Source organism: Streptacidiphilus sp. P02-A3a (assembly GCF_014084105.1).
Classification (GTDB): domain Bacteria; phylum Actinomycetota; class Actinomycetes; order Streptomycetales; family Streptomycetaceae; genus Streptacidiphilus.
This window is the reverse complement of record NZ_CP048289.1, coordinates 6,469,265-6,486,338: the sequence shown is the minus strand read 5'-3', so window position 1 is coordinate 6,486,338 and position 17,074 is coordinate 6,469,265. Positions and strand designations below refer to the sequence as shown.

Annotated in this window: 12 protein-coding genes; 6 read left to right on the top strand and 6 right to left on the bottom strand. The window is 73.0% G+C overall.

Going from position 1 to position 17,074, the window contains the following annotated elements; translation table 11 throughout:
• Positions 1 to 310: 310 nt before the first annotated feature.
• Genes GXP74_RS27615 through GXP74_RS27605 form a run of 3 tightly spaced genes read left to right on the top strand, consistent with a single transcriptional unit; the run spans position 311 to position 3,243 of the window.
• On the top strand, positions 311 to 1,084 hold the full coding sequence (locus tag GXP74_RS27615; protein ID WP_182453951.1) for an ATP-binding cassette domain-containing protein: 774 nt from the start codon (positions 311 to 313) through the stop codon (positions 1,082 to 1,084).
• Positions 1,081 to 2,181, top strand: coding sequence for an ABC transporter permease (locus GXP74_RS27610; protein ID WP_182453950.1), 1,101 nt, complete (start codon positions 1,081 to 1,083; stop codon positions 2,179 to 2,181). The genes GXP74_RS27615 and GXP74_RS27610 overlap by 4 nt, the downstream gene beginning before the upstream one ends.
• 45 nt (positions 2,182 to 2,226) lie before the next feature.
• Complete coding sequence (locus GXP74_RS27605) at positions 2,227 to 3,243, top strand: ABC transporter substrate-binding protein (protein ID WP_182453949.1); 1,017 nt, start codon at positions 2,227 to 2,229, stop codon at positions 3,241 to 3,243.
• Here GXP74_RS27605 and GXP74_RS27600 read toward each other — a convergent pair.
• The 6 genes from GXP74_RS27600 to GXP74_RS27575 form a co-directional block, all read right to left on the bottom strand.
• Positions 3,188 to 4,570, bottom strand: a complete 1,383-nt coding sequence (locus GXP74_RS27600; protein ID WP_182453948.1) for an MFS transporter — start codon at positions 4,568 to 4,570, stop codon at positions 3,188 to 3,190. The genes GXP74_RS27605 and GXP74_RS27600 overlap by 56 nt on opposite strands.
• Positions 4,567 to 6,156 carry an ABC transporter substrate-binding protein gene (locus tag GXP74_RS27595; RefSeq protein WP_182453947.1) on the bottom strand — a complete coding sequence of 530 codons (1,590 nt, stop codon included), beginning with the start codon at positions 6,154 to 6,156 and terminating at the stop codon, positions 4,567 to 4,569. Before GXP74_RS27595 ends, GXP74_RS27600 begins: the two co-directional genes overlap by 4 nt.
• Entirely contained in the window at positions 6,153 to 7,427 is a 1,275-nt protein-coding gene (locus GXP74_RS27590) for an acetyl-CoA carboxylase biotin carboxylase subunit family protein (RefSeq protein ID WP_182453946.1), read from the bottom strand. Before GXP74_RS27590 ends, GXP74_RS27595 begins: the two co-directional genes overlap by 4 nt.
• Positions 7,420 to 8,676 carry an ATP-grasp domain-containing protein gene (locus GXP74_RS27585; protein ID WP_182453945.1) on the bottom strand — a complete coding sequence of 419 codons (1,257 nt, stop codon included), beginning with the start codon at positions 8,674 to 8,676 and terminating at the stop codon, positions 7,420 to 7,422. The genes GXP74_RS27590 and GXP74_RS27585 overlap by 8 nt, the downstream gene beginning before the upstream one ends.
• Before the next feature lies 1 nt (position 8,677).
• A complete protein-coding gene (locus tag GXP74_RS27580; RefSeq protein WP_182453944.1) occupies positions 8,678 to 9,385 on the bottom strand; it encodes a hypothetical protein in 708 nt (235 codons plus the stop codon).
• Positions 9,386 to 9,830: 445 nt separating this feature from the next.
• Positions 9,831 to 11,054, bottom strand: coding sequence for an arylsulfotransferase family protein (locus GXP74_RS27575; RefSeq protein WP_182453943.1), 1,224 nt, complete (start codon positions 11,052 to 11,054; stop codon positions 9,831 to 9,833).
• Between the two features lie 479 nt (positions 11,055 to 11,533).
• On the opposite strand from GXP74_RS27575, the gene GXP74_RS27570 reads away from it, so the two are divergent.
• From GXP74_RS27570 to GXP74_RS27560, 3 genes are all read left to right on the top strand, one after another.
• A complete protein-coding gene (locus tag GXP74_RS27570; RefSeq protein WP_182453940.1) occupies positions 11,534 to 12,775 on the top strand; it encodes a lipase family protein in 1,242 nt (413 codons plus the stop codon).
• A gap of 137 nt (positions 12,776 to 12,912) precedes the next feature.
• A complete protein-coding gene (locus GXP74_RS27565) occupies positions 12,913 to 13,773 on the top strand; it encodes an ABC transporter ATP-binding protein (RefSeq protein WP_182453939.1) in 861 nt (286 codons plus the stop codon).
• The gene (locus GXP74_RS27560; RefSeq protein ID WP_182453938.1) at positions 13,770 to 16,415 is read left to right on the top strand and encodes an FtsX-like permease family protein; all 2,646 of its coding nucleotides are present in this window, start codon (positions 13,770 to 13,772) and stop codon (positions 16,413 to 16,415) included. The genes GXP74_RS27565 and GXP74_RS27560 overlap by 4 nt, the downstream gene beginning before the upstream one ends.
• Positions 16,416 to 17,074: the final 659 nt, after the last annotated feature.

Genomic DNA, 17,074 nt, shown 5'->3' with positions numbered 1-17,074 from the left:
CGTCAGATCCATGGGCGTCCGCAGGTGATCATCCGTCAACTGTCATGACATCCGGGAATCTTGGATTGCCGCTGGTGGCGGGTCCGGCGGTGGTCGACCGGAGCGGTTGCTGCTGTGATCCGTCTTGACAGGGTCCTGATCAGAGGTTCAGAGTCGATTCCAGGCGAGAGACCGACAACGTTATCAACGAGGCTGCCGTTCACTGCCGCAGCTCCTCGACCAGCGGCCCGATTCCACCTGCCGCATCGTCAGATCACGGCGTCCGCAGCGCTTTCGACGCCACCACCCGACCCGACCGAGGGGAGCGCCCATGCCGCCACCGCAGCCAGTGCTGCAAGCCGAGGGACTGACCAAGCACTACGGACAGGTCCACGCGCTGGAGGGGGCGGACTTCACCGCCTACCCCGGCGAAGTGGTCGCCCTGATCGGGGACAACGGGGCAGGCAAGTCCACCCTGGTCAAGCTCCTGGCCGGAGCCGCCCGGCCGGACTCGGGCCGGATCCTGCTCTCCGGTGAGCCGGTCCGGTTCACCGGTCCCCTGGACGCCCAGCGCCTGGGCATCGAGACCGTCTACCAGGATCTGGCGCTGGCACCGGAGTTGGACGCCCCAGCCAACCTCTACCTGGGCCGGGAGCTGCTGCGCGGCGGCCTGCTCGGTCGGCTCAAGGTGCTGGACCGCGCCGAGATGCGCCGGTCCGCACGCGTCGCCTTCGCCGAACTGGGGGTCACCCTGCGCGACTTGGACGCGCCCGTGGCCACCCTGTCCGGCGGGCAGCGGCAGTCGGTCGCGGTCGCCCGTGCGGTCGCCTTCGCCAACAAGGTCATCTTTCTCGACGAACCGACCGCCGCGCTCGGCGTGGTCCAGCGCGGCCACGTGCTGGAGACCGTCAGGCGGGTCCGCGACCGTGGCATCACCGTCGTTCTGATCAGCCACAACATGCCGGAGGTGCTGTCCGTGGCGGACCGGGTGGAAGTCCTGCGGCTGGGACGCCGGGTGGCGAGTTTCACCGCCGCCGACACCAGCATCGACGAGTTGGTCGGCGCGATGACCGGCTCCCTGGACGCGGTCGGCGGTGCGGCGTGAACGACACCGGAGCCACCCCACCGGCCGTCCCGGCCAAGGCCGTTGCCACCAGCAGCGAACCCGCCACCGGTACCACTACCGGTACCACTACCACCGCCACCGTTCCGGCCGGGCCGGGCTGGTTGCGCCGGGCGGCCTCGGCCAACGAGGCGTGGACGGCGGGGATCCTGGTCCTGCTCGTGGTCTGCTTCACCGTGGCGTCCCCCGGCCGGTTCCTCACCGACTACGACATCACCCAGATCGCCACCAACGCCGCGATCTACCTGGTGCTCGGCGTCGGCATGACCTATGTGATCATCACCGCCGGGATCGACCTGTCGGTCGGCTCGGTGCTGGTGCTGTCCGCCGTCGCCTCCGCCGAGTACACCATCCACCACGGGGGCGCCGGGTCCGGATGGGCGACCATCGCGGTCAGCAGCGTGATCGCCCTGGCGACCGGTCTCGCCTGGGGGCTGCTCCAGGGGCTGCTGATCGCCAAGAGCGGGGTGCCACCGCTGATCGTCACCCTGGGCGGCTTCGGCGCCGCGCTCGGACTGGCCGAGATCTTCACCGGCGGCCAGGACCCGGCCGGAGCGGTCTCCAACCGGCTCCAGAGCACCATCGGCTTCGGCAAGCTCTTCGGCCAGATCCCGTGGCTGGTGGTCATCGCGCTGGTGGTCACCGTGGTCTTCGGCCTGGTCCTGGCACAGACCCGGTTCGGCCGCCACACCTACGCCATCGGCTCCAACCCGGATGCCGCCCGGCGGTCCGGCATCTTCGTGGACCGTCACCTGGTCAAGGTGTACGGGCTGGCCGGCCTGCTGGCCGGGCTCGGCGCGGTGATGTGGCTGGCCTCCTACGGCACCACCTCCATCGCCGGGCACTCCACCGACAACCTCCAGGTGATCACGGCGGTGGTGCTCGGCGGGGCGTCGCTGTTCGGCGGGCGCGGCTCGGTGCTGGGCACCGTGATCGGCGTCTTCATCCCGGCCGTGCTCACCACCGGCCTGATCATCGTCGGGGTCCAGCAGTACTGGCAGGACGTCGCCATCGGCGCGGCCCTGGTGCTGGCCGTCTACCTGGACCAACTCCGGCGCCGCAGCCGCGAACGCGGCTGACCGCCGCGACTCGTCAGCAGCCACCACCCGACCAAGGGAGTCCACATGCGTTCACGCACCACCCGCCTGCTCGCCGCGACCGGCACCGTGATCGCCCTGACCGCAGCCGCGGGCTGCGGCAGTTCCGGCGGCTCGTCGTCCGGCAGCCACGCCGGATCGAGCGGTTCGGCGTCCAGCGGCGCGCTCAGAGGCAAGACCATCGACATGATCACCGGGGTCAAGAGCGACCCCTTCTACATCTCCATGACCTGCGGCGCGCAGCAGGAGGCGGCCAGACTCGGGGTGACCCTCAAGGCCGACGGCTCGGCCCAGTGGGACGTCTCGGTCCAGCGGCCGATCATCGACGCGGACGCGGCCACCCGGCCGGACGGCCTGATGATCTCGCCGGTCGACACCGCCGCGCTCACCCCCGCGCTGCAACAGGTGCAGCAGTCCGGCACGAAGATCGCGCTGGTGGACACCTCGGTCACCGACCCGTCCATCGGCGTCACCCGGATCTCCTCGGACAACGAGGCCGGTGGCCGTACCGCCGCCGACGCCCTCGGCGCGCTGATGGGCGGCCACGGCACGGCGATCGTGGTCAGCGTCACCCCCGGCGTGTCCACCACCGACGCCAGAACCAAGGGCTTCACCGAGGAGATGGCGGCGAAGTTCCCGGGCGTCACCCTGCTGTCCACCCTCTACGACAACGACCTCCCGGCCACCGCCGCTTCCGAGATCTCGGCGACGCTGGCCGCGCACCCGGGGCTGACCGGTGTGTTCGCCGCCAACACCAACACCGCCCAGGGCATCGCCACCGGACTACAGGCGGCGGGCAAGCAGGGCAAGGTCAAGGTGGCCGCGTTCGACGCGGAACCGGCCGAGGTGCAGGCGCTGCAGAGCGGGACGCTGCAGATCCTGATCGCCCAGGACCCGGCGGCGATCGGCCGCGACGGCGTCGACCAGCTGGTCGCGGCCTTCGAGGGCAAGCCGGTGACCCCGCAGATCGGCACCACCATGGTCGCCATCACCCAGAAGGACTTCGCCTCGATGAGTCAGTACGTCTATCAGCAGTCGTGCTGACCGACGCCCGGAACGGGGTCGCCGCCGGTGCCGCCGCCGGGCCCGCCACGGCGGGGCGGCCGGCGGCGGCCCCGGCCCGGACCAGGACGGCGGCCAGGACCAGGACAGCGGCCACCACCACGAAGCCCGCGGCGCCGAAGCGGGTGGTCAGCCAGGCCAGCGCGGCCGGGCCGAGGACCGCGGTGGCCTCCGGTCCGGTACCGAAGAAGCCCAGGTAGACGGCCTGGCGGCGGTCCTGCGGGGCGAGCCCGAAGGACAGCGTCCAGCCGCTCGTCACCTGGACGATCTCGCCGAGGGTGAAGCAGAGCACCGCGGCCGCCAGCGCGGCCACCGCGCCTGCGGTCGGGACGAACGCGGCCAGGGCGAGCAGCCCGCACCCGGCCGCCTGGGCGACGGCCGCCACCCAGCCCGCCCGGACCGCGTCGCGCACCCCCGCCACCCGCCTGCCGAGCGGCACCTGCAACGCCACCACCGTGACCGTGTTGAGCAGCAGCAGCCCGCCCATCAGCGCCGGCGGCACATGCGTCCGCCGGGCCAGCCACAGCGGCGTCATCACGGTGATCAGCGGGATGTGCGCGGACAGCAGCCCGTTCCCGGCGGTGAGCAGGGCGAACCGGCGGTCCCGGAGCGGGCGCAGGCCGGTGCGCAGCCGTCGCAGCCGGGACACCCGGCCGGTCCCGGCCGCCGCGCGCGGCCCCCGGTCCGGGCCGAGGTCGGCCATCCGCCAGGTGCTGCGGGCGAGCAGCACCGCGGACAGGAAGAAGGCAACGGTGACCGCCGCCACGACCGCGTCGAAGGCCGACCGGTCCACCCGCAGCAGTCCGACCGCGCCGAGCAGCGCCCCGGCGGTGACGCCGAGGTTGGTGGCCACCTGGATCCCGGCCATGGTCCCGGAGCGGTCCGACTCGGGGACGAAGCGGCCGACCATGATCTGGCTGAACATCTTGCCCGGGCCGTCGGTCACCGAGACCAGGGCCAGCGCGAGGTAGAAGGTGGCGGCCGAGTCGACGGCCAGGAAGGAGAGGAAGGACAGGCCGCGGACCACCTGCAACACCGTGGCCACGCGTCCGGCGTGCAGCCGCCGGGCCAGCAGCGACACCGGCACCATGGCCAGCAGGCCGAGCACACCGCCGAGCGCCAGCCCGGTGCCTACCTGGTCCGCGGTCAGCCCGAGCAACCGGGTGAAGAACAGCGTCGAGGCGGAGATCCACACGCCGGTGCCGATCCAGCCGGTCATCGCCGCCGCCGCCACGGCCCGGCCCACCGGATGCTCCGGGACCTGCCCGCGCGCCCAGCGCAGCACCGGCGACGCCGGGGCCGAGGTCATCGCGGGTCCCCGATCCCGGCCGCGACCCGGTTCCGGTCCCGGCTCCCGGTGGCGGTCCCGAGCAGGCGGTACTGGCGCAGCGCGGGCACGCCCAGGACGTCGATCGGCGGGCCGAGCGGCTGGACCCGGTCGGGGGCGACCAGGTGGTGCAGCGCGCCCTGCCAGAGCGGCAGCAGCGGCAGCTCGTCCAGGGCGGCCTGCTCCGCCTCCCGGTAGCGCCCGCGCCGGACGCTCGCGTCGGCGGTGGCCCGGGCGGTGTCGAGCAGTGCGTCCACCCGGGGGCTGCGGTAGCCGGGGTGGTTGCCCTCCGCCACCGCCGTGCTGTGCACCAGCGGGTACAGCGCGTGGTCGAAGGAGAGTTGGCCGACCGCCCAGTTCATCCGGAACAGGCCTTCGGAGTAACGGAGTTCGCGCAGGTAGGCGGGCCACTCCAGGCGGCGCGGCGAGACCTGCCAGCCGAGCCCCTCGCTGATGCCGCGGGCCACGTCCGCGACCCAGCCGTCGTGTCCCTGGCCCGCGTTGAAGAGCAGCGTGACGCCCCCCGGCGGCGGCTCGATGCCCTGCTCGGCCAGCAACCGCCGTGCCCCGCGCGGATCGTGGGCGAGCCGCAGCCGGGGGCGGGACGGGCCCGGACCCGGGTCCGAGAGCGGCGGGACGAGCCGGTCCGCCACCGGCCGGGCGCCGCCGAAACGGCGCCGGCCGATGGACTCCCGGTCGACGCACATCGCCACCGCCCGCCGCACCACCGGATCGTCGAACGGTGGGACCCGGGTCGGGAAGCCCAGGTAGGTGACCATCGGGTTGGGAGTGCGGTGCAGGGCCGCCCCCGCTTCCACCGCCGCCCGGTCGACCAGGTCGGGCGGAACCTCGGTCACATCCAACTCGCCGTCCAGGAAAGCACGGTAGGCGTCGGACAGGTCGGTGTGGAGATGGAAGGCGATCCGCGGGCTGAGCCCGGCCCCGCCGCGCGGATGAGCCGCGTTGGCGGCGTGGTAGCCGTCGAAGCGTTCCAGTACCGGGCCGCGCCCGGGCCGCCACTCCTCGACCACCCGGTACGGGCCGTTGCTGACCGGACGCCGGGCGAACCCCACCGGATCCGCCTCGACCAGTTCGGCCGGGACCGGTGCGGTGACCCGCTGGCTGAAGACGGCGGCGATCTCGTGGAACGGCCGACTCAGCCGGACCTCCAGCCGGTACGGGCCCAGCGCGCCCACCCCGCGCAGCAGTTGCTCGCGGCCGGAGGCCACCTCCTGGTAGCCGTCCAGCACCGCCAGGGCGGACGCCGTCGCCGACCGCGTTCCCGGCCGGACGGCGCGGGACAACGCGTAGCGGTAGTCCTCGGCGGTGACCTCGCGGCCGTGGTGGAACCGGACGCCGGGGCGCAGCTCGAAGCGGACGCTCAGGCCGTCCGCCGCGACCGTCCAGCCGCTCGCGGCTGCCGGGGCCAGCCGTCCGGTCACCGGGTCGCAGTCCACCAGCGGGTCCGCCAGCAGCCCCGCGACCAGTGTGCCGTCGTGTTCGAAGGCGGTGGCCGGGTCGATCGCGGAGGGCTCACCGAGCTGGACCCGGAGCACCCCGGAGGTCATCCGCGGACCGTCACGGTCGCGTCGAGGTCCAGCCGGTAGCCGGAGATCGCCGCCGACACCGCACGCTGGACCGAGAGTTGGTCCTCGCCCCGGAACAGGAACCGCCCACCGGCGTGGTCGTAGCCGCCCTCACCGTCGAAGACGTGCCCGGGTTCCGGCAGCGCCTCGGCGTAGACCTGCGGCACCACGCCGAGCAGCGAGGTGCGCGCGGTCAGCCGCTGCGGCGGGGGCGTCGGCTCGGGGAAGACCAGCCAGCCGCCGCCACTGCCGGTCGGCTGCTGCTCCGGGCTGAGCGGCGGCAGGCCGACGCTGGTCCGGAACGCCTCGGCGAAGAGGTCGATGCCGAACAGGTCGCGGTGCAGGAACGGCACCCCGGCGCCACCGGGCCGCAGCCCGACCTCCAGGAACACCGGCTCCCCGGCCGCGGTGACGATGACCTCCAGGTGGAACGGTCCGTCCCACAGCTCCAGCGCGTCCAGCGCGTCGGCGGCGAAGCCGACCAGCCGGGTGCGCAGCGGTCCCGGGTCGAGCAGGACCGAGCCGAGCGGGACGCCCCGGGTGAAGTCCAGGCAGGTGTTGACGTACGCGGAGGCGGTGACGAAGTGGAACCGCCCCTGGCTGCGGATGCCGTCCAGGTGGTGCACCGCGCCCTCGACGTACTCCTCGGCCTCGTAGTCGGTGCCCCCTTCGGCGGCGATCCGGGCCAGCGCCTCGGCCAGCTCGGGCCCGGTGCGGACCAGTACCACGCCGCGCGAGGCCGCGCCGTCGACCGGCTTGAGGATCAGCGGCAGGCCCAACCGGTCGACCAGCTCGGCGGCCTCGACCCCGGCCTCCAGCGACAGGTAGCGCGGGGCGCGGACCCCGGCGCTGTGGATCCAGTGCTTCATCAGCGTCTTGTCCCGGAACCGCCGCACGTACTCGGTGCTCCAGCCGGGGACACCCAGCGCCGCGCGCAGCCGGGCGGCGGTGAGCAGGTCGAACTCCGACGGGCCGACGATCCCGGCGAGCGGCCCGTGCCGCTCGGCGATCCGGCGGGCGGCCGGGAGCAGGGTGTCGAAGTCGAGGTCCGGTACCACGACGGTCTCCACCGCGCTGTCCTGGTCCAGCGGCGGCAGTCCGTCCTCGGTGGTCAGGTAGGCCAGACGGTGGGTGCCGCCGGGGACGAAGCGGTGGTACTCGCCGAACTCGTCGTCGAAGCGGTTGACGACGAGCAGCAGCGGGCTCGGTTCGGACCCGGCGGCGGGGTGGCTGCTTTCGGGCTGGCTAGTCAAAGGTCACTCCAAGATCGATCGTCCGCCGCAGCTCCAGGGCGTCGGCGTAGGAGTCGGTGGCGTACAGGACGTGGCCGATCCGGCCGCGGAAGTCGTGCGCGGCCGGGACCGCGCGGCCGGGGGGCAGGTGCAGTTCGGCCTCCAGGACCTCGGGCCGCGCGCGCAGCCGCTCCAGCCCGTGGACGGCCCGGTACCCGCCCGGGCCCGGCGCGGTGAAGAAGTGGATGCCGGCGTACTTGGCCCGGGGCGATCCCAGCGGGACCTCCTGCGGGTCGAGGCCGGTGTGCGCGGCCACCGCCAGGTGCGCCAGCGGTACCCCGGTGGCGATCCCGACCAGGTCGGGGATCCGGTCGCCGCCCATCCGGGCGCCCAGTTCGATCAGGACCGGCTCGCCGCCGGGCAGCCGCAACTCGCAGTGGAAGGGGCCGACCGTGACGTGCAGCGCGGCCACCACCGCAGCCGCGTAGGCCTCGACCGCGCGGCGCACCGCGGGCTCCAGCTCGGCCTGGACCACATGCCCGAGCTCGACGAAGTACGGTTCCGGGCCCAGGAGTTTGCGGGTGACGGCGACCACGGTGACCCGACCGGCGGCCACATAGCCCTCGACCGAGACCTCCGGGCCGTCCAGGTACTCCTCCAGGAGCACCCGACCGTCCAGTCCGCGCCCCAGGTCCAGCCGCTGATCATGCGTCAACCGCTGGTAGGCGTTCTTGAGTTGGTCCAGACTCTCGACCCTGCTGACGTGGATGCTGCCCGCCGAGTCGGTCGGCTTCAGGACGCAGGGGAAGCCCACCTCGGCCGCCGCTGCCGGGAGTTCGGCAGCGGCGGCGACGGCCGCGAACCGGGGTGTCCGCAGCCCGGCGGAGGCAACATGACGGCGCATCAGTTCCTTGTCGCGGACTTCCTCGACCGACGCCGCCGCCAGCCCCGGCAGGCCGAGCCGGGCGGCGACCCGGGCGGCCGCCGGCACGTAGAACTCGAACCCCGGCAGGACCCCGGCGAACCCGCGCTGCCGGTGCAGCCGGACGGCTGCCTCCAGCAGCGCGGGCTCGTCGTTGGTGTCGAGCACCACCAGGGTGTCGATGTCCTTGCGGAGCCGGTCCGGGAGGCGGCGGTCGTCGCGGTCGTGCGACAGCACCACCGTCTCCAGGCCCAGGTCGTGCGCGGCGCCGAGCAGCGCCGTCCCGGAGGACATCGGCTCGACGACCAGGACCCGCCCGGCCCGTGCGTCGCGCAGGTCCGTGGTCATCTCAGGCGCCGACGGCGGCCGGCTCGGCGGCCCGGGAGCCGACCGTCGCCTGGTACAGCTCGTCGAAGTAGTCGCCGATCAGGTCGATGAAGACGGTGAGGTAGACCTCGGCCTGCGCGGGGGAGCTGAACTTCTCGACGGCCCGGGAGACGGTGCGGAACATCAGCTCGTCGTGGTCGTGCGACTCGTCGAAGGCGATGTGCGCGCGGGTGCCGTGCACGTACTCCTTGCCGAACTCGCTGGCCGCCTTGTCGGTGATGATCGGGTTGTAGCGGTCGGAGTACCACTCCACGAACCAGTCCCAGATCGTGGTCGGGGCCGGACCGGAGCGGTCGGCCTCAAGCCGCAGGTAGCCCATCAGCTTGGCGGTGGACGGGAAGATCGGGGTGGCGTTCAGCGCCTCGAAGGAGAGGCCGAGCTTCTCCAGGTCACGGACGAACATGTTCTCGTGGCCGAATTCCTCGGCCAGGTACTTGGCGAGCTTCGCGGCCAGCGCGTCGTCCTGCGAGCCGACCTTGTACAGCGCGTAGCTGTCGACCTCGTTGTTCAGTCGGATCCGCAGCACCGTCTCGGTGATGTGGCGGACGTAGTAGTCGCGGTCGATCCATTCGCCGCGGTGAAGCTCACGCAGCTTCGGAACGCGTTGGAACTGCTTTTCCAGGAGTTCGGCGGCCAGATTCTCAAGACGCCCGCGGTCGAGTCCGGACATAGTGAACACACCCTTCTGCACGTTTATTTCAACGGGGGTGGGAAGTGCCTCGGTGCGGTGTTTCACGCTCTCCTTCACGCTCTCCCCGTGCGGAATTCCACCGGCATCCCGGGTGCGGTGGAGGGAGAGCGGATCCTGGCTGGCGTGATCCGCCACAGTCAGAACGTTAGATTCAGGCTTCCATTCGGCGCAAGGCCCCGGCACCGGGCCGGATCCGGCCATGCCCGCGAGCAAGGGCGCTGACCAGCAGTGACGCTGAATTGTGAAGAGTATATGTCAATTCATCTCGTCGTCCGATGCAGATTATACTGGAACGAATAGGTCCGGAACTGCGTTCCCAGAATTCTCCCGGATTCCCTCTGACTTTCCCGCGCGCGGGAACGGCGGATGACCCTGCCGCGCTGCGGCAGGGTCATCCGCCGTTTTCCGGCAGGCTCAGTTCCGGCTACTTCCAGTCGAAGCGGTAGGCCCGGTAGGTGTTCACCCCGGCCGGGAACTCGGCATTGAACAGCAGCTTGCCGGACCGGCTGAATTCGGAGAAGTAGGGCAGCGATCCCCAGCCGACCACGACATCGCCGTCGTCCAGCGTCTGCGCGTTGCCCTGCGACGAGGCGCTGAGCTTCGCGGGCTGGTCGACCGAACCAACCAGCGTCGCCTGGTGCGTCCTGGCGTTCAGCCGCACGGTGACCACGCGGCTGTACGGCAGTTCGGCGACGGCTCCGGTGCCGGTGTTCGCGACCCCCGCTGACTCGTTGTCGAAGAAGGTGTACCGCCCGTCGCCCAGCGGCTGCGGGTCGTGCTGCCAGGAGAAGATCTCCCCGGCCTCGTTCAGCTTCTGGCCGGGGGCGGCCTTCACCTTGAACGAGCTGTCCTTGCCCCCGAGTTGCCACAGGACCCGGCCGCTGCTCCGGGAGACCTCGTACGCGGTCCAGGTGTTGCGTGCGTCGAGGATCAGGTTCCCGGCGGAGTCCAGCTTGACCGCGTTGAGGTGGAACCAGTCCCACGGGGTGCTCGACGAGGCGGGCAGCGGCTGCTCGCTCTGCGCGTACGGCACGTGGTCCGCGCTGTTCCACTGGAACAGCACCTTGCCGGTGCGGATGTCGATCTCCTGGACGATGCCGTCGATGACCTTCTGGTCGGCGCGGCCGCCGATGGCGGTCAGGTTGGCGGTCGCCTCGGTGTAGGAGATCACCAGTGCGGTGTTCCGCGGCGTGATCAGGAACTCGTGGCCGTCGGCGGAGTCGCCGTTCCCGGCCTTGACCTCGGCTATCTTCTGGTAGTGGTCGTTGTAGACGACGTCGACGCCGGTGGAGAGGCCGCCGAGGCCGCTGCCCTGCCACCAGGTCAGCACCGGCTGGCCCTGGTAGGTCTGGGTGCGGAAGTCCGAGGCCTCCTGCCCGGCCGGGACCGCGTGCGACCAGACGACCTTCCTGCCGTTCTGGCTCAGGATCTCCACGCCACTGGCGTACGCGCTCGACTCCGAGAACGGCGAGATGAAGATGTCCCCGCCGCCGGTCCCGGCCCGGTCAGTGAGGACCTTCACCGGTGGCAGCGGCAGTGGTCGGCTGCCGGACGTCGCGGCCGAGGCGCCGGTCGCGGGCAGCGCGCCCAGGGACGCCGCGGTGACCGCGACGGCGAGCGTGCGTGCGGTCCAGGTGTTCGTTCGCATGGTGATCCTCAGGGGAAGCCGATGAAGCAAGGAAGGGGAGCGCGCGGGCGCGCGCCGACCACGCCCGACCCGGAGGGTGGGCGTGGTCATGCGTGAGTGGCCGTCAGAAAATGATCTGGAACGGCGAGTTGCGCGGGGAGGAGGCGGGCCGACCGGTCAGCCGGCGGCGGGGGCGCTCGGTGACGTGGAGGCCGTCAGCAGCAGCGACAGGCAGCGGAACAGACTCGCAGGAGGTCAATGTGACTGCGAGTCGTCAGGGCGAGGGAGCGCTGCGGCATGCCGCTGAGCATGCCGGACCGGGTACCGAGCGTCAACCTCGCGCCGCATGCTGAACTGGGCGCGTGCGGACTCTTGCTGACAATTCGTTTCACAACACTTGACCCTTTGATGTGTCGCGCTCAAGCTCTCCTCATGGCTACCTGCCAGTAATCCCACCCGCCCGAAGACCCCGTCTTTCCCTCCGGCAGATCGGGAGAACCATGCGCACCCTTCTCGCAAGCGCGGCCACCGCGGCCCTCGCCTGCGCACTCGCCGTGGTACCGGCGGCAGTCGGCGCCGCCACCGCCTCGGCCACCGCCCGGCCGAGCACCGCCGCCCCCGCGCCCGGCTCGGTCGTCCCCGACCAGGACTCCTTCTACACGGCCCCGGCCGACATCGCCTCCTACCAGCCCGGCCAGGTCGTCGGCAGCCGCCCGGTGCCGGACGTCGCGGTGGCCGGGGTGTCCGTGCCGCTCGACGCCTGGCAGATCTCCTACCGGACCAACGACTCCGGCAACCAGCCGGAGCTGGCGGTCACCACCCTGGTGGTGCCGCAGACCGCCTGGGCCGGTGGCGGCCCGCGTCCGGCGGTCTCGCTGCAGTCCCCGGAGGACAGCCTCGGCACCGAATGCGCCCCCTCCTACCTGATCGCCACCGGCGGCGACGCCGAGGAGATCGGACTCTCCGCCGAACTGCTGCTGTCCAACTGGGCGGTGGCCTTCCCCGACTTCGAGGGCCCCAAGTCGGTGTTCATGGCCGGACCGCAGGCCGCCCACGCGGTGCTGGACGGCATCCGCGCGGTCAGGAACTTCGACACCGACGGCATCGGCGCGGCCAACCCCTGGGCCCTGGACGGCTATTCCGGCGGCGCCGAGGCCACCGGCTGGGCCGCGCAACTCCAGCCCAGCTACGCCCCCGACGTCCCACTGGTCGGCGCGGCCATCGGCGGTACCCCGGCCGACCCGACCGCCGTGGCCCAGTACATGGACGGCGGTGCCTTCTCCGGCTTCGAGTTCGCCGCCGCCTACGGGATCGCCACCGAGTTCCCCCAGGCGGGCATCAAGTCGCTGCTCAACTCCCGTGGCCAGCAGGACTTCGCCACCATCGGCGGGGAGTGCGAACTGACCATCCTCGGCCAGTTCCCGTTCCGTGAACTGAGCCAGGACACCACCGTGGCCGACCCGTTGGGCGTCCCGTCGGTGGCCGCCGTGCTGGCGCGGGACACCCTCGGCGCGACCGCCCCGGCCACGCCGGTCTACGACTACCACGCCGACACCGACGAGATCGTCCCGGTCGGCCAGGACAACACGCTCGTGGGCAACTGGTGCCACGCGGGCGGGACCGTACAGGAGGTCCGGGACCTGGTCGGCGAGCACTCGGAGGAGGCGGTGGCCCGGGAGACCTCGGTGCAGCTGTTCCTCGACGCCCGCTTCGCCGGAGTCCCGGCGACCAGCACCTGCTGACCGGCCGCCGCTGGTGGTGGCACCGGCGGCACCCGGGGGTAAACCCCACCCCCGGGACGCCGGTTGCCAGCATGGTTGCCGCGCCCGTCCTCTCCTAGCGTGGTCACCGTCGATGACCAGCGTTGGAGGGGTACACCATGGGACCGCGTGCCAAGCGCCCGCAGGCCGAGCAGTCGCAGCAGCAAACCGAGCCCGCCGCGGTCGAGCTGCGGGCGGTGCGACGGCAGTACGGACGCGGCCAGAGCGCGGTGCACGCGCTGCGGGGCATTGACCTGGCACTGCCCCGGGGCAGTTTCACCGCCGTGATGGGACCCTCCGGATCCGGCAAGAGCACCTTCCTGCAGTGCGCGGCGGGCCTGGATCGGCCCGACTCGGGGGAGGTACTGCTGGGCGGTCAGGCGATCACCGCACTGAGCGAGAACCGGCTGACCGAACTGCGCCGCAGCCGCATCGGCTTCGTCTTCCAGTCCTTCAACCTGCTGCCCTCGCTGACCGTGCAGCAGAACGTCCTGCTGCCGTACCGGCTCGCGGGTCGGCGCCAGGACCGTCGGCGGGCCAAGGAACTGCTCAGCCAGGTCGGCCTCGGCGAGTACGGCGGTCGGCGCCCCGGCCAGCTCTCCGGCGGTCAGCAGCAGCGGGTGGCGATCGCGCGGGCGCTGATCACCGAGCCCGAGGTGGTCTTCGCCGACGAGCCGACCGGCGCCCTGGACACCCGCACCGCGCACGAGGTGCTGGGACTGCTGCGCGGCGCGGCGGACAACCTGGGCGCCACCATCGTCATGGTCACCCACGACCCGGTGGCCGCCTCGCACGCCGACCAGGTGCTCTTCCTGGCCGACGGCGCGCTGGCGGGCGGCCTGGACCGGCCCGACCCGCAGGCCGTCGCGGACCGGATGGTCCAGCTCAGCTCGGCGGCGACGGGCCCCGGCCCGGGCTACGACGCGGGCCCCGGCCCGGGCTACGACGCGGCGGGCTACGCGGCGGCGGTGGCCTCATGAGCAACGGACTCGCCCGCGCCTCGGTGCGCTTCCGCCCCGCCTCGTTCATCGGCAGCTTCGTGGCCCTGCTCTTCGCCGCCGCGATCGTCACCGCCTGCGGCACCCTGCTACAGACCGGGGTGACCGCCCACCTCGCGCCGGTCCGCTACGCGCGGACCCCGGTGCTGGTGGCCGCCGACCAGAACGCCCAGCTCCCGGTCAAGGACGGCCAGAGCAGCGACACCTCCACCCTGCCGCTGCCGGAGACGGCCCTGGTGGACGACGCGCTGATCCAGCGCATCACCGCCGAACCGGGCGTCGCGCGCGCCGCGGCGGACTTCGGCTTCCCGCTCCTGCTCGCCCCGAGCGGCGCCCCGACCGGCGCCCCGACCAGTACCGGCGCCGACGCGGCGCCGCCGTCACTGACCGGTCGGCCGTTCTCGGCCGCCGCCGCGACCCAGCCCAGCGGCGCCGCGGTGCTGGTCGCGGGTACCGCCCCCAGCGGCGACGAGGTGGCGCTGGACGCCGTCGGCGCCCGGGCGCTGCACCTGGCGGTCGGCGACCGGATCACGCTGACCGCCCCCGGTTCGAGCCCCACCGGCTACACCGTCTCCGGCCTGACCACCGAGGGCACCGGCAGTACCGGCAGCACCGGCAGCACCGGCAGTACCGCCTTGTTCGCCGACGAGGTCGCGGGCCGACTCTCCGGCCACCCCGGCCGGGCCGACGCGATCGCCGTCCAGCCGCGCGCCGGGGTCGGCACCGCGGAGCTGGCCCGCCAGGTCCGCCAGGCCGTCGGGCCAGGCCCGCAGGTACTGACCGGGGACGCCCGGGCCGCCATCGAGCAGCCGCTGCTCGGCTCGGCCCAGGAGACGCTCACCGGACTCGGCGGCTCCTTCGGCGGGATCGCCACGATGACCGCGGTCTTCGTGGTGATGGGCACCGTCGCCCTCGCCGCCGGTCAGCGCGGACGCGAGTTCGCGCTGCTGCGGGCGCTCGGCGCCACCCCGCGGCAGATCCGGCGCACCATCGCCACCGAGGCGATGCTGCTGGCCCCGGTCGCCGGGGCGGTCGGGGTGCTGCCGGGACTGGCGCTGGCGCACTGGTGGCTCGGCCAACTCCGCTCGCGCGGCGCGGTACCGCAGGGGCTGGCGCTGTCCGTGGGGCCGATCCCGATACTCGTCGCGGTGGGCCTGGGGCTGCTGGCCGCGCTGAGCGCGGGCTACCTGGCGGCGCGCCGCCCGTCCCGGATGCGGCCCAGCCAGGCCCTGGGCGAAGCCGCGGTGGAGCGGGCCCGGCCCGGAGTGGTGCGCACCGTGCTCGGCGCGCTGGCCCTGGCCGGCGGGGTGACACTGGCCTTCGTCGCCTCGGGACTGTCCGGCGACGACGCCGCGAACACCGCCCTCGGTGTGGTGATGTGCTTCCTGCTGGCGGTGGCGCTGCTCGGCCCGCTGCTGGCCCGGTTGGCCGCGACCCTGCTCGGCCTGCCGCTGCGCAGCGGCAGCGCGGGCCCCACCGGTTCGCTGGCCGCCGACAACACCCGGGCGAACGCCCGCCGACTGGCCTCCGCGATCACCCCGATCGTCATGGTCACCGCGTTCTGCGGCACCCTGCTCTTCCTGCAGAGCACGGTCACCCACGTCTCCGCCCAGCAGGTGCGCGCCGGCGTGGTCGCCGACCAGGTGCTCGGCTCGGCCGGTCCGGGGCTGCCGTCCGGCACCGCCGGGCAGGCGGCCCGGGTGCCGGGCGTGGCGGAGGCGGTCGGAGTGCTCCGCAGCACCGCCCTGTACAGCTCGGACGGCTCGCTGAACACCGCGAGCATGCTGGGTGTCTCGGGCGACCCGGCGCAGCTGTCCCGGGTGCTCGACCTCGGGGTCAGCAGCGGCTCGCTGGCCGCGCTGGGCGACGGCGCCCCGGCGGTCGGCGGCGGCGCGGCCACGGTGCGCACGGTCGCGCTCGACGCCCAACTCGCCACCAACCTCGGGGTGAAGGTCGGCGACCAGGTCCCGCTCTGGCTCGGTGACGGCACCCAGGTACGTCCCACCGTGGTCGCCCTCTACCAGCGCGGCCTGGGGCTGGGACAGGTGCTGCTGCCCAGGGCGGCGCTGGCCGGTCACGTCACGGCGGCCTTCGACAGCCAGGTGCTGGTCGGCGACGCGCCGGGCGCCGACCGGAGCACGGTGGCGGCGGCGCTGGGCCGCCTCGGCACCCCCGCGCTGACCGTCACCGACGCGGCGGGCTTCGGCGCGCGGACCGACCAGGACCAGGAGGTCAGCAACTGGGCCAACACCGTGATGGCGGCGGTGCTCGGCGGCTTCGCGGCCGTCGCCTCGGCCAACACGATGGTGATGACCGTACTGGACCGGCGCCGGGAGGTGGGTCTGCTGCGGCTGGCCGGTACCACCCGCCGCCAGGTGCGCGGGATGCTCCGCTGGGAGGCGCTGCTGGTGGCCACCACCGGCCTGCTGCTGGGCGCAGCGATCGCCTGGACCACCCTGGTCCCGGTCGCGCGGGGGGTCACCGGCGCCGCGCCGTACATCCCGATCGGCACGGCGGCGCCGCTGGCCGTCGCCGTGGTCGGGCTCGCCCTGGCCGCCACCGCGCTGCCGGGCCGCGCGCTGCTGCGCGTCCGCCCGATCGAGGCCGGTGCGGGCAAGCAGTGACCGGCGGCCCGTCCAGCAGTTGTCGGTCATGCCGGTGTAGAAGGGGCCCTGTCGAGGCCCCTGGGCAGCATGGGGTGCGGCCATTGGTGCTGCAACGGGGGTGCTGTGCTTGATGATTGGGGGAGGTCGGCGGATGGAAGGGGGTGGGGGGTGTGACGGAGGCGGTTGGCGAGTGGGCTGCGGGGTTGTTGGATCGAGGGCGCTACGCGGAGTTGCTGGAGCGGGGGGCCCGGGTCGCGGTTGGCGCGCCGCAGTACTCGGCCGTCCTGGTGTGGCGGGCTCGGTGCCGGTTGGAGCAGGGCCATGTGGCCTCGGCGGTCGAGCTGTTGGGTGACGCTCCGGCGGGGGGTGAGCCGGAGCCGGTGCTGTGGGCCGGCTACCTGAACCTGTGCCTGGCCGGTCAGGCGGCGACGCCGGGGGCGTTCGAGCGCTTCGACCGGCTCTGCGCCGAGCTGGGCGCGGCTGGGGGCGAACCGGCGATCGCGGCGTTGGCGGCTGATCTACGGCCGCGCGCGGACCTCGTCCGATATCTGTTGGACGGTCAGGAAATAGACCGGCGGGGCGAGTTGATCGAGCGGATCGCGGCCGGGGCCGAGGGCTACCGGCGGGCCGGGCGGCCCCGGGAGACGGTGGCGACACTGCTGCGGGCGGCCTGGTTC

Coding starts and splice junctions, on each gene's coding strand:
- GXP74_RS27615 (WP_182453951.1), top strand. CDS start 311: ATGCCGCCACCGCAGCCAGTGCTGCAAGCCGAGGGACTGACCAAGCAC.
- GXP74_RS27605 (WP_182453949.1), top strand. CDS start 2,227: ATGCGTTCACGCACCACCCGCCTGCTCGCCGCGACCGGCACCGTGATC.
- GXP74_RS27600 (WP_182453948.1), bottom strand. CDS start 4,570: ATGACCTCGGCCCCGGCGTCGCCGGTGCTGCGCTGGGCGCGCGGGCAG.
- GXP74_RS27595 (WP_182453947.1), bottom strand. CDS start 6,156: ATGACCTCCGGGGTGCTCCGGGTCCAGCTCGGTGAGCCCTCCGCGATC.
- GXP74_RS27585 (WP_182453945.1), bottom strand. CDS start 8,676: ATGACCACGGACCTGCGCGACGCACGGGCCGGGCGGGTCCTGGTCGTC.
- GXP74_RS27580 (WP_182453944.1), bottom strand. CDS start 9,385: ATGTCCGGACTCGACCGCGGGCGTCTTGAGAATCTGGCCGCCGAACTC.
- GXP74_RS27575 (WP_182453943.1), bottom strand. CDS start 11,054: ATGCGAACGAACACCTGGACCGCACGCACGCTCGCCGTCGCGGTCACC.
- GXP74_RS27570 (WP_182453940.1), top strand. CDS start 11,534: ATGCGCACCCTTCTCGCAAGCGCGGCCACCGCGGCCCTCGCCTGCGCA.
- GXP74_RS27565 (WP_182453939.1), top strand. CDS start 12,913: ATGGGACCGCGTGCCAAGCGCCCGCAGGCCGAGCAGTCGCAGCAGCAA.
- GXP74_RS27560 (WP_182453938.1), top strand. CDS start 13,770: ATGAGCAACGGACTCGCCCGCGCCTCGGTGCGCTTCCGCCCCGCCTCG.